The 12,932-nt window shown below is 64.7% G+C and carries 7 protein-coding genes and 1 pseudogene; 6 read left to right on the top strand and 2 right to left on the bottom strand.

Features of this window, described 5'->3' with window-relative positions; all coding sequences use genetic code 11:
- Positions 1-74: 74 nt before the first annotated feature.
- The gene (locus ACP2YP_RS30205; protein ID WP_426419873.1) at positions 75-1,541 is read right to left on the bottom strand and encodes a cytochrome-c peroxidase; all 1,467 of its coding nucleotides are present in this window, start codon (positions 1,539-1,541) and stop codon (positions 75-77) included.
- 675 nt (positions 1,542-2,216) lie between these two features.
- Here ACP2YP_RS30205 and ACP2YP_RS30200 point away from each other — a divergent pair.
- From ACP2YP_RS30200 to ACP2YP_RS30190, 3 genes are read left to right on the top strand one after another with little or no spacing between them, the layout of a single operon-like run.
- The gene (locus tag ACP2YP_RS30200) at positions 2,217-3,248 is read left to right on the top strand and encodes a TRAP transporter substrate-binding protein (protein ID WP_426419872.1); all 1,032 of its coding nucleotides are present in this window, start codon (positions 2,217-2,219) and stop codon (positions 3,246-3,248) included.
- 22 nt (positions 3,249-3,270) lie between these two features.
- Positions 3,271-5,124, top strand: coding sequence for a TRAP transporter large permease subunit (locus ACP2YP_RS30195; protein ID WP_426419871.1), 1,854 nt, complete (start codon positions 3,271-3,273; stop codon positions 5,122-5,124).
- Between the two features lie 12 nt (positions 5,125-5,136).
- The gene (locus tag ACP2YP_RS30190) at positions 5,137-6,114 is read left to right on the top strand and encodes a hydroxyacid dehydrogenase (RefSeq protein WP_426419870.1); all 978 of its coding nucleotides are present in this window, start codon (positions 5,137-5,139) and stop codon (positions 6,112-6,114) included.
- A 6-nt stretch (positions 6,115-6,120) separates the two neighbouring features.
- On the opposite strand, the gene ACP2YP_RS30185 is transcribed toward ACP2YP_RS30190, so the two are convergent.
- Positions 6,121-7,287, bottom strand: a complete 1,167-nt coding sequence (locus ACP2YP_RS30185; protein WP_426419869.1) for an ABC transporter substrate-binding protein — start codon at positions 7,285-7,287, stop codon at positions 6,121-6,123.
- A gap of 324 nt (positions 7,288-7,611) precedes the next feature.
- Between ACP2YP_RS30185 and ACP2YP_RS30180 the strand changes: the two genes are divergently transcribed.
- From ACP2YP_RS30180 to ACP2YP_RS30170, 3 genes and pseudogenes are all read left to right on the top strand, one after another.
- Positions 7,612-10,002 carry a bifunctional diguanylate cyclase/phosphodiesterase gene (locus ACP2YP_RS30180; RefSeq protein ID WP_426419868.1) on the top strand — a complete coding sequence of 797 codons (2,391 nt, stop codon included), beginning with the start codon at positions 7,612-7,614 and terminating at the stop codon, positions 10,000-10,002.
- 38 nt (positions 10,003-10,040) lie between these two features.
- Positions 10,041-10,184: pseudogene (locus ACP2YP_RS30175) on the top strand (MFS transporter); the annotation flags it as partial.
- A gap of 157 nt (positions 10,185-10,341) precedes the next feature.
- Complete coding sequence (locus ACP2YP_RS30170; RefSeq protein WP_426419867.1) at positions 10,342-12,921, top strand: EAL domain-containing protein; 2,580 nt, start codon at positions 10,342-10,344, stop codon at positions 12,919-12,921.
- The last annotated feature ends 11 nt before the right edge of the window (positions 12,922-12,932 follow it).

The following is a 12,932-nucleotide window of genomic DNA, read 5'->3' as shown; positions in this document are numbered from 1 at the left end:
CGGTTGACGTTGTTACGGAGGCCGCGGGATTGCGAACTCAAATCCCGCGGCCTGTCTGCATCAGATCGCGCTGATTATTTCTGTCCACTGGTCGAAAATCCGTCGCTCAAGGTCTGCATGAAGGCGACAAGAGCATTTTCTTCGGTGTCGGATAGTCCCAGATTTCCGACCTTGCTCTTGTTCATATTCTCGGTCGATTCCGGAGCCGGCCAGCAGCCGGAGCGCTCGCGTGGATCGTGGGGCTCGCAACGAGGCAGCGCGTCGCGCGTGTTGTAGAAGTGCACGATCTCCTTCAGGCTCTTGAAGTAGCCGTTGTGGGCGTAGGCCTTGACGAAATCGGGGCTTGGCCGCTTGTCGACGTTGCGCAGCGTCGGCGTCTGAAATCGGCTGCGGTTCTGTTGCTCGATCGGCTTCCAGCGGGTGTCGACGGCCGAGGGTTGGCTGAGCGGGTGGCCGTTGCCAAGAAATCCGCCGACGCCGAGATCGACGAAGGACGATCCCTTCTTGTTGGCGACATAGCCACGCTCATCAGCAACCCCCTCGGCATAGTAAGGCAAGTCGGAATTGGCCGGTGTTCCAATGTTGGAGGCTGTGAAGTCCGTAAACAGCGGATCTTCCCCCGGGCCGCCATCGCGATGGCAGCCGTTGCACTGCGCCTTGCCGCGAAACAAGTCGTAGCCCTGCTGCTCTTCCGGCGTGAACTGCGCCTTCCCCGCGAGCACGGCATCATATTTTGACGAGAACGCCGTGACCTCATGCGAGGCCTCGTAGCCTGCAATCGATAGCGCCATCTGATCGAACGTGGCGGCCGCGCGGCCGCGATCAACGGGGCTGAGGTGAACAGGCGCCGGGTTGTCGGCGGGCGGCGGACCGGGATTGTTGCAGACCTCCTCCGTGTTGGCGGGCCAAGTGATGGCGAATGCCTGCACGCCCCAGACGGCTTCGAACAGGCCGCGATAGGGACGCTGTGAGGCCCGGTACACCGCGCAGGCGATATCGGGGAGACCCATCTCGACCGGGTTGGTCGGCGGGCCCTCGGCCTGTTCGGCCGCCGGATTGCCGAGCCGGCGTCCTGTTGCACGCATGTCCCAGAAGTTGCCGCCGACGAGATCGCCCTGGCCCTCGTTGTAGTGGAGGACGGGAGAGAGCGGCGCGTACGTATGGGTCTGCGGTTTGCGCTCGCTGAAGCGGGTGCGCACCGAGCCGGGATACGAGCCGGTTGTCCGGTTGAGTTCCGAGATCGGACCGGTAAAGCCGGTCTCCGGCATGTGGCAGAAGGCGCAAGCCTCGTTGCGGTTGACCGATAGCTCCTTGTCGAAGAGCAGCAGCTTGCCGAGCAGCTCGATCTGCTGCACCTGATTGTCCGGCGGTGACGGAAGCCGCTCCAGCGTTTCCGCCTCGATTCGATCGATCTCAGCTTCGACGCGCGCGATCTCGTGGAGTACCTCAGGCGAAAGAGATGAACCCTCGCTGTCCGCACGCGAGCTCATTCCCAGGAGGGTAACAGCCGTGAAGGCCAGCCGAGCAACCTTGGAGGTCATGACAATCCTGCTTCAAAAAGCTGGCTCATGCGGACGCGACAGGCAGCCCTCGGTCCGCGACAACATGTATCTGCCGTTCTGCTTCGTCAGGCGAGCTCGTCCCAAATGATTGACATCAAGCCGCGCTGAATAAACGCGGACCGAACTTAGAAAGACCGAACGATCAGGTCAAATCGCAATAGGCTATGATTGTGATCAGAAAATCTGATGAAAATCTCATCCCCTTATGGCAACTTGGATATTTGGTCGCAACTCCCCGTCCCTCACTTTCATTTGCAGAGGTTGTGAGTGTGGCGGGGCTGCCATCTCAGCGCGGATGACGGGAGATCGGGTGGGATTTGCCGATCATACCATGTGCGTCGTTCGTCTCCCCAGGAGAACCGCGCTGTGAAGACGATCAATATGAGTTGCGCATTGATCCATGCTTGAATGGGATCGATCGGCTTCGAGCCGGATCGAGCGGTCCTGTTGAACAGGCCCCCGCGCTGCGCCACCGACAAACAAACGCAAACATGCGCGTTTGCGGGTGCGCCGCCGTCGAGGCGTTCGCCGTCGCGGCCGTCGTACCGCAACGGGCGCGACCCTTGCCTGCGCCGTCGCTTTGGCCATACAGTCCGCGCAACAGGCCGTGGCTATGACCGCGGCCGCGAACAAAAAATATCAGGGAGAGACACCATGACTATCGTGCCCGTAAGCCGTCGCACGTTCATCAAGTCGTCGACCGCGGTCACCGCCGGCCTCGTGCTCTCTCCCGCCATCATCGGCCGCGCCGAAGCCGCGACGCTGAAGCTGAAATGCTCCTCCTCGCTGCCGAACGATCCCAAATTCGCCAACGGCCGCGTCTACTACGACAACCTCGTCAAGAATTTGAAGGGCAACGGGCTCGGCGAGCAGGTCGAGGTCGCCTTCTTCCCGGACAATCAGCTTGGTCAGGAAATCGACGTCATCAATTCGGTGAAGCTCGGCGTCATCGACCTCATGGTGTCGGGCTCGTCGATCTCGGCCAATCTGGTGCCGCTGGTCGGCACCTACGATCTCGGCTTTCTGTTCTCGAGCTTCCCGCAGCAGACCAAGGCGTTCGACGCCGGTGCCGCAAAGCCGATCGAGGATGCGCTGCTCAAGGGCAGCAACATCCGCATCATCGCCTGGGCCTATAATTTCGGCTCGCGCAGCGTCTTTGCCAAGAAGCCGGTGAAGACGCCGGAGGATCTCGCCGGCCTCAAGATCAGGACGCTGCCGAATCCCGTCATCACGGAATGCCTGCGTCTGATGGGCGCGGCCGCGACGCCGCTGGCGTTCGGCGAAATCTACACGGCGCTGCAGGCCGGCGTGCTTGATGGCCTCGAGCACGATCCGCCGACGATCCTCGCCAGCAAGTTCTTCGAAACCGCGAAATTCTATGCACTGACGCAGCACAATTTCTCGCCGCTCGCGGTCTACTTCAGCGACATGACCTTCAACCGCATGGATCCGAAGCTGCGCGAGGGCTTTCTCGACGCCGCGAAGAAGGCCGCGGTCGACACGCGGACCCATGGGCTCGCAGTCGAGAAGGAGGCGCTGGCGGCCTTGACCGAGAAGGGCGTGACGGTGGCCGAATGCGACCGCGAGGCGTTCAAGAAGCGCGTGGCGCCGCAGACCGAGAACTTCATCAAGGCGCGGCCCGAATCCAAGGCCGTCATCGACATCATTCGTTCGACGCAAGCCTGAGATGGCCAAATCCGAGTTGGCAATGACGGGCGCCGTGCCGCTCTCGAGCGGTCGACACGGGAGCATTGCATTGCTGCTTCGTTGCAGCGACGCGATCGCCGCCATCCTTTTGGCGGCCGATCTCGCGGTCGTCTGCGGCTCTGTGCTGCTGCGCTTCTGCTTCAACGCGCCGGTCGAATGGTCGGATGATGTCGCGCGCGGATTGATGGTCGGATCGGCCTTCTTCGGCGCAGCAAGTGCGCTTGCGCGCGGCGAGAATGTCGGCGTGTCCTTCTTCCGCGATCTGCTGGCGCTGCGGCTGCGCACCCTGGTCGACGCCGCCAGCGCCGTGCTCGTCGTGCTGATCTCCGGCTACGTCGCCTATAACGCGATCAAGCTGGGCTCGCTGACGGCGGGGCAGACCACCGGCTCCGGCCTGCCTTTGGAGCTGACCTTCTATCCGATGGGCGCCGGCGCGCTGTTCATGACGGTGTTCGCGATCGACCATCTCTGCGCGCGACCGCTGCCTGACCTCATGAGAGGCCTTGTTGCGGTCGCCGTCGTGACCGTCCTCTATCTTGCCTGGGATTATCTGTCGCCGTCCTCGGTGCCGTCGGCGGGCGTGCTGATGCTGATCGGCTTCTTCGCCACACTGTTCGGCGGCTTGCCGATCGGTTTTGCGCTGGCGCTGGCCGCGCTGATCTTCATCTGGGTCGAGGGCGCGCTGCCCGGCGTCATCTTCGCCCAGCAGATGGCGCGCGGCATCGATAATTTCGTGCTGCTGGCGATCCCGTTCTTCATCCTCGTCGGCTACCTCATGGAAGCCAACGGCATGTCGGTGCGCCTGATCGAGCTGCTCCAACGTGGCGTCGGCCGCATGCGCGGCGGCCTGAACGTCGTGATGGTGGCCTCGATGGTGCTGTTCTCCGGCATCTCCGGCTCGAAGATGGCCGATGTCGCAGCCGTCGGCTCCGTGCTGATTCCGGCGGCGCGCCGCTCGAAGCAGAATCCGGGCAGTGCCGTGGCGCTGCTCGCGGCGTCCGCCGTGATGGCGGAGACGATTCCGCCCTGCATCAACCTGATCATCCTCGGCTTCGTCGCAAACCTCTCGATCGGCGGCCTGTTCATGGCAGGGCTGCTGCCGGCGGCGCTGATGGCGGCGGTGCTGATCGCATTCTCCATCATCTTCGGCAAGAAGCCGGCGGACGCTGAGGAGGTCGAGCCGCAGATGCCGGTCTCGGGCCTGTGGAGTGGCGCGATCGCCTCGTTCGGCCTGATCTTCATGATCTTTTTCGGCTTCAAGAGCGGCTTTGCCACGGCGACCGAGATCTCGGCCTTCGCTGTCGCCTATGCGCTCGTCGTCGGCAGCGTCGTGTTCCGCGAGCTCAGCTTCAGATCGGCGACGCATAGTTTCGTTCAGGCGGCGACGCGCGCGGGGCTGGTGCTGTTCATCGTCGCCGCCGCGCAATCTCTCGCGTTCACGCTGACCTTGCAACAAGTGCCGCATGCGGTCGGCGACTTCATGCTGGGACTGTCCAAAACCTCAGGCGTCTGGCTGTTCATCCTGCTCGCGATCGCCGTGCTGATCGTGATGGGCTCGGTGCTGGAAGGCGCGGCTGCGCTCATCATCTTCGGGCCGCTGCTGTTGCCGGTAGCGGTGCAGCTCGGGATCGATCCCCTGCACTTCGGTGTCGTGCTCGTGATCGCAATGGGCGTCGGCCTGTTCGCGCCGCCGCTCGGGCTGGGGCTCTACGGCGCCTGCCTGATCGGCAACGTGCCGATCGAGCAGACCGTGAAGCCGATCCTGGGCTATCTCGGCCTCTTGTTCCTCTGCCTGCTCGTCATCGCCTTCGTGCCGTGGCTGAGCACCGCCTTGCCGCGCGCGTTCGGCTACTGAAGGAGTCTTGCCGTGAAAGTCCTGCTGGCCCACACGCCGGAGATGCGTCGCAATTATTACGGCGATCGCAGCCTGAACGGCCTGCGCGCGATTGCGGACGTGATTCTGCACGAGGGTGACCAGGCGCTCGATGCGGCAGGCCTCGTGAATGCGGCAAAGGACGCCGACATCATCGTCGCCGATCGCATGACGGAAGGGCGCGGCGAGATCTTTGCGCGATTGCCGCGCCTGCGTGCCTTCGTCCGCTGCGCCGTCGACATCCGCAACGTCGACGTCGATGCCGCCTCGCGGGCCGGCGTGCTGGTGACCCGCGCCGGTCCCGGCTTCGTGCAGGCGGTCGCCGAGCTCGCGGTCGGTTTCATGGTCGATCTGTCCCGCGGCGTGTCGCGGGCGACGGCTGACTACCAGGCCGGCCGCAAGCCCGAGGCGCAGATGGGCCGTCAGCTCGCCGGCAGCAAGATCGGCATCATCGGTTATGGCAGCATCGGTCGTTACCTCGCCGAGATCGCCAAGGTGATGCGCATGGAGGTGCTGGTTTCCGATCCCTTCGCTGATGTCAGCGACAGCGCGATCAAACAGGTCGGCCTCGACGAACTCCTGGCGGCGTCCGACTACGTCGTCTGCCTCGCCATTGCCAACGAGCAGACCGAGAAGCTGATCGGGGAGGCGGCACTGGCACGCATGCAGAAGCATGCCGTCTTCATCAATCTCTCGCGCGGCAATCTCGTCGACGAGGCCGCGCTCGCGAAGGCGCTGCTGGAGAACCGCATCACCGGTGCTGCGATGGACGTCGGCCGCGCCCCCGACCAGATGCCGACGCCGGAGCTGGCAAAACTTGCCAACGTCGTCGCGACGCCGCATGTCGGCGGGTTGACGCCGCAGGCGATCGAATACCAGTCGCTGGAAACGGTGCGGCAGGTCGACGCCATCATCAAGGGCGATGCCCCGCAGGGGGCTGTCAATGCCGACCGCTGGACGCGGCGGCCGTAAGCCGCTCTAAAACCGGTCAACGGCCTTGAACGTTCCGTCCTTCTGAATCACCGTCAGAAACACCTTTGGCGGCGCGTCGATGGCGCGTACGCCGACGGTGATCACCTCGCCGCTGATGTCGAAGCGGCCGATGTCATTGACAACGCGCAGCAGTCCCGCTCGGGTTGGATGTGGTCCGAGGTTTTGCAGCGCTGCCGCGGCGAGCCGGCCGGAGAGATAGCCTTCGAGCGACACGAAGTCCGGCGTCAGCGTCGGGTCGAACGCCTGCTGCGCCGCCTGGTAGTCGGCGACGATTTTTTGCGAGCGATCCCAGGGAAACGGCACGACCTGCGAGACGATGACGCCTTCGCCATCGGGGCCGAGCTCACGGGCGAGCGCATTGGCGCCGACGAAGGAAATGTTGACGAAGGTCGGATAGGCGCCGCTGCGATGCGCGAGCTTGATGAATTCGGCGCAGGGACCGTAAGTCCCGACCATGACGATAGCCTCGGGCTCGGAGCGCTTGATCGTGCGCCATGCCGAGCCGACTGCGCGGGTGTTGCGCTCGAATGTCCCTTCGGATGCGAGCTCGAGGCCGCGCCTGGCAAGCGCGTTCTTCACGCCCGCGAGGCCGTCCCGGCCGAAGGAATCGTCCTGGTAGAAGATGCCGATGCGGGTGAAGTGGCGATCCTCCGTAAGGTGCTTGATCCACGCCTCGGCCTCCGCGCCATAGCTCGCGCGAATGTTGACGACGTTGGGGAGTTCGAGATCGCGCAGGAATTCGGCGCCGCTGAACGGCCCGATGAAGGGAACGTTGCGCGCGCTGGTGATTGGAATCGTCGCCATCGCGGTCGGTGTGCCGACCGCGCCGATCAGCGCGAACACCTTGTCGTCCTCGATCAGCTGCAACGTCTGCGCCACTGAGCGATCCGGATCGTAGCCGTCGTCGCGGCTGATCAGTTGCAGCCTGCGGCCGTGGATGCCGCCCTTGGCGTTGATCTCGGTGAACGCCGCGACGATGCCTTGCCGCATGCGCTGCCCGAGCGCGGAGGAGGGACCTTCGAGCGCCGCGGCCTGGCCGAACAAGATCGCGTCCTCGCTGACGCCGACCTCGTCGCCACTTGCCGTCAGCGTCGCCGCCGCCAGCAGCGCGGCGGCAAGCGCGATGCGTGTCGCTGTGCGCGATCGTTTCATGAGAGAGCTCGCCTGATGCAGGAAAAGTCGCAGCCACGATATGTCCGCGGGGCTGAACAGGGCGCTAACCGGCGCGAAGAGAACGGTCCGTAGGATTCCGGGGGACTATTGCAATTGGCTACGACATTTCCGGCAATGCACAGGTCAATCGTTAACTACACCTCGCAATGCGGGGCGGATTGGTTCCGATATTGTGCAGTTCTTAACCCCATCCTTGTCCGATAGTGACCACGGTGGCTCAACCCTAAGTTCGGCCGCCGCGCCGAGGGGACGTGCGGATTCAAGATGGGCGATCGCGATCAGAATGATCAGGATCGAAGGCGTATGACTGGACGGTGGCGCATTGCGCCGCTGCTCGGCCACTATCGCCCAGCTCTGGTCGCGGCCGCCGTCGGTCTGCTGTTCTCGCTCGCGGGCGCCGCTGCGGTGGCGCGCTGGGAGGACCGCGTCAACAAGATCGAGTTCGAGAACGCGGCCGAGACGCAGTCCATCGTCATGCAGAACGGCATGAACGAATATATCAGCCGGCTCGTGGCGCTGCGAACCCTGTTCGAATCCTCCAACGAGGGGGTCACCCGCAGCGAGTTCGAGACGTTCAGCGGCCGGCTGTTCGAACGTTTTCCCGGCCTGCTGCGCATCGGCTGGCTGCCGCGGATCACCCGCAAGGAGCGTGCCGAATACGAGGCCGCCGCGATTGCCGACGGCGTGTCCGGCTATCGCATCAAGGCGCTCGACGGCAACGGCTTCGTGACCGCGCCGCAGGGCGAGGAGTATTACCCCGTCTTCTATTCGACACAGCCGAAGACATCGCCTGTCTACGGCATGGACTACATGAGCGTGCCGGACCGCAAGGTGGCGCTCGATCGTGCCCGGGACAATGACCAGATCGCCGCGATCCGCGCTGAGCTCTATGAGCGGAATGATGCAGGCCAGTTGCCGAACGTGCTCGTGGTCGTGCCCGTCTACGCCAAGGGCACCTCGCGTGACACCGTCGCGGACCACCGCCGCAACATCTCGGGCTTCGTTGTCGGCATCTTCGACCTGCCTTTGCTGATGCAGGCCATCCGCGTCAGGACCGGGGCAAGCCCTGCGGTCAGCATGAACGTCTATCAGCCCTTCAGCGCGCGCATCGTCAGCCTGGAAGGCATGTTGCCCGATTACGCCTCCGCAGCGAACGCGCCGCAGTCGATGCGCGATGTTGCGCAGGGCCGGCACTGGTCGGGTAGCCTCAAGATCGGCGATACCGATTGGCAGGTGCGGGCGGTTCCGACCGCCGGCGGCCCGCTGGAGACGACGTATGACCGCGCGGGCGCCGTGCTGACCGTCGGCATGCTGCTGACATTGTCGCTATCGATCTATCTGATGCTCGCCAGCCGCAACTCGCGGCGGCTGTCGCTGGCCAACCGGCGCGTGCTCGAGCTTGCGCAGACCGACGTTCTCACCGGATTGCCGAACCGCGCCTTCTTCCTCGCCCGGCTCGACGAGCTCAACAGTCAGCTGAAGGAGAGCGGTCCGACCTTCTCGATCCTGATGCTCGATCTCGATCGTTTCAAGAACGTCAACGACTCCCTCGGTCACGGCGCCGGCGATGCGCTGCTGCGGCTGGTGGCGCAGCGGCTGAAATCCGCGGTGCGCGCCACCGACGTGCTGGCGCGGCTCGGCGGCGACGAGTTCGCCATCATCCAGGAAGGCTGCGAGGACCAGCGCGTCTGCTCGACCGATCTGGCTGCGCGGATCGCCAAGCTCGTGGCCGAGCCGTTCCTGTTGCCCGGCCATCGCGTCGAGATCGGCACCAGCATCGGCATTGCGATCGCGCCGGATCACGGCAGCGACCAGGAACAATTGCTAAAGAAGGCCGACCTTGCGCTCTACCGCTCGAAATCGGCCGGCCGCAACTGCTTCACCATCTACGACGAGGCGATGTCGGCCGAGCTCGAGGCGCGCAACACGCTGGAAGGCGATCTGCGCGACGCCATCGCGCGCTGCCAGCTTGAGGTGCACTACCAGCCGTTCATGGATGCCACCACCGGCGCGCGGCGCGGGTTCGAGGCGCTGGTGCGCTGGCGGCATCCGATGCGCGGGCTGATCCCGCCGGACCAGTTCATCGCACTCGCCGAGGAAACCGGGCTGATCGTGCCGCTTGGCGAATTCGTGTTGCGTCGCGCCTGCGCGGACGCGGCGACCTGGCCTTCCGATCTGATGGTCGCGGTGAACCTGTCGCCGATCCAGTTCAAGGAAGCCGATCTGTTCGACGTCATCTGCGCGGCCTTGCGGGACTCCGGCCTGTCGCCGCGACGGCTCGAGATCGAGATCACCGAATCCGTTCTGCTGGAGCGCGGCGCCGAGAACCACGCCTTCATGGAGCGGCTCAAGCACATCGGCATCGAGCTTGCGCTCGACGATTTCGGCACCGGCTATTCCTCGCTGAGCTATCTCACCGCGTTCCCGTTCGACAAGATCAAGATCGACAAATCGTTCATCCGCAACCTCACCGACCGGCCGCGCAGCTCTGCCATCATCTCCTCGATCGTGACGCTGGCGCGTGGGCTCGACATGTCGGTCACCGCCGAGGGCGTCGAGACAGCTGAGGAGTTCGAGCGGCTGAAGGCGCTCGGTGTCAATTTTGCGCAGGGCTATCTGTTCGGTCGCCCGCTGCCGATCGACCAGATCGAGCTCGACGGCCCCAACGAGCGTTCGCAGCTCGACGCCGCCTGAGCGTGCGCCTCGTCCTTCGAGACAACCGCTTCGCGGTCTCCGGCGACTACACGCTCGCCTTTGCCATCGCCATCGGCGTAAGCCTGCTGTCGGCACTGTCGGTCTGGCGGGCGTCGCCGAGCAAGGTGCGGGCCGTGGCCGGCCGGCTGCACAAGCTCCAGGCTAAGACCGTGGTGAAATAGGTTCCTTCTGCACCGGATTACCTTCGCATCTTTTGCGGAATGTTAAGCATGTCGTGGCTTGGCGGAGCGCGAGCCAGCTGCAAAAACGTCTTGGACACCATCGAGGCGTTAGCCTTGGACCGATTGCTGTATCTTCCCGATGCCGCAGGGTCCAACGATGTCTGCCTCCGACTGCCCAGTGACCGAAATGCCGGACGTGCTGCGCGCGGCGCTCGAATGCGCCGACGACGGCATCGTCATTGTCGATGGTGCGTGTCGTATCACGCATTTCAACGCCGGCGCGGAGCGCATCTGGAAGCTCGCGCGCGCTGACGTGCTCGGCCGCGATGCCGCCGTGCTCACGCTCAAATGCCTTCAGGCTGAACCGGTCGCGGATTTCCGCGACGAGATCAGCCTGATGCGGCGCGACGGCAGCCGGATCAAGGCGACCATCGCACTGTCATCGGCGACGATCGGCGACGCAACCCATCACATCGTGTTCGCGCGCGACGTCACCGCCGATGCCGAGCGTCGCGTCAGGATCGGACTGCTCAACGCGGTCTCCGACCAGACCAATCGCGCGGTGCTCATCACCGACGTCGAGCAGAACATCGTCTACGTCAATTCGTCCTTTACGACGCTGTTCGGTTACACCAGCGAGGAAGCGCAGGGGCGGCGCGCAGGCGAGCTCATCGCCGGCTGCCACACCAATCGCACCGCCATTGCCAAGCTGCTCAAGCGGCTCCTCGACGGCGGCCGGCGCGGTGAGGTCGAGACGCTGGTCTACAACAAGGACGGCGACGAGATCTGGGTGTGCGCCCGGATCAACGTCTTCCGCGACAAGAACGGCCGCGTCAGGCACATCTTCGCGCTGATCGAGGACATCACCGAGACCAAGCAGTTGCGCTCGCTCCAGCAGCTCATCATGAGCGCTCTGGCCGACGAGGTGCCGATCACCGAGATCGCCGATCGGCTGTGCCGCCGTGTCGAGGAAATCGCGCCTGACGTGGTCTGCTCGCTGCTTCACATCGATTCCTCGGGGCTCGTCCATCCGCTTGGCGGCCCGAGCTTGCCCGAAGACTATTCCCGTGCGCTGGACGGCGTGGCGATCGGCCCCGACGTCGGCTCCTGCGGAACCGCTGCCTATTGCGGCGAGCCGGTTTTGGCTGAAGATATCGACACCGATCCGCGCTGGCAGCCCTACAAAACGCGCCCGCTCGAAGTCGGCCTGCGTGCCTGCTGGTCGACGCCGATCAAGGCCAAGGACGGTCGCGTCATCGCCACCTTCGCCTTCTACTTCCGTGAGCGGCGTGCGCCGAGCAACTGGCACCGTCGCATCGTCGATGCCTGCGTCAACCTCGGCGCCTTCGCGATCGAGCGCAAGGAGGCGCGCGCCGAGATCGCGCGGCTCGCCTATCACGACATTCTCACCGGCCTGCCCAACCGCGCGCAATTGCGGCACCTGATCACGACGGCGATCGACGCCTGTCCGACCGGCGGCCATGTCGCGCTGGCCTTCCTCGACGTCGATCACTTCAAGGACGTCAACGACACGCTCGGCCACGCCGCCGGCGACGAGCTCCTGATCCAGCTGGCGCAGCGCCTGCGCGAGCAGATCGGGCCCGAAGACATGCTGGGCCGGCTCGGTGGCGACGAATTCGTCATCCTGCTGCCGAACCGCAACGCCGAGAGCGCCGAGCGCGTCGCGGCCGACATCACAGAAGCGCTGGCCTCGCCGTTGCGGCTCGGATCGAAGCTGATGCCGATGTCGGCCAGCATCGGCATCAGCCTCTATCCCGATCATGCCACGGACATCGACACGCTGATGCAGCAGGCCGACGCCGCCATGTACATGGCCAAGCAGGCGGGCCGCTCGACCCATCGCATGTTCAGCGCCGAGATGAACGGGATCGCCGAACAGCGGCTGGCGATGATCGCAGCGCTCCGCCGCGCCATCGCCGAAAATGCGCTCAGCCTCAGCTATCAGCCGCAGATCCGCAGTGGCGACGGCGCCATCCACGGCGTCGAGGCGCTGGCGCGCTGGCACGATGCCGCGCTCGGCGATGTCTCGCCGGCAAAATTCATTCCACTTGCTGAAGAATGTGGCTTGATCGAGCAGATCGGCCTGTGGTCGGTGCGCGAAGCCTGCCGGCAGATGGCGAGCTGGCGCCGCGCCGGGCTCAATATTCCCTCCATCTCGGTGAATCTGTCGCCGATCAATTTCCGCAATGTCACGCTGGCCGCGCGGCTCGCGGACATTCTCGCCGAACACCAGCTGCCGCCGGATGCCTTGATGCTGGAGATCACCGAAGGCACCTTCATGCAGGACGGCGCCGCCGCGCTGGAGACGATGCACGCGATCCGCGCGCTCGGGATCGGCCTGTCCGTGGATGATTTCGGCACCGGCTATTCGAGCCTCAGCCGCCTCGCGCATCTGCCGATCCGCGAGCTCAAGATCGACCGCAGTTTTATGCGCGATATCGAGAAAGACGCTGGCGCGCTCGCGATTGCCACTGCCGTGGTGCGCGTCGGCCAGGGCCTCGGCCTGACCGTCGTCGCCGAAGGCGTCGAGACCGAAGGCCAGCGCAAGATGCTGGCCGAGCTCGGCTGCGACGTCGTGCAAGGCTTCCTCTATGCCCCCGCGCTCGCGCCGGTCGCCTTCGAGCGCTGGCTGATCGAGCACTGCGCCGAGCAGGCGAGGGCGATGCTCGGCCGGCTCGCGCCGGTCGATGCGATCGCGGTGAAACGGTCGGCTTAGGGCACGACGGC

Origin of the sequence: Bradyrhizobium genosp. A (genome assembly GCF_049949275.1) — a bacterium.
In the GTDB taxonomy this organism is placed as follows: Bacteria; Pseudomonadota; Alphaproteobacteria; order Rhizobiales; family Xanthobacteraceae; genus Bradyrhizobium.
Note: the sequence above shows the minus strand (reverse complement) of the source record. Positions and strands in the feature narration are given on the sequence as shown.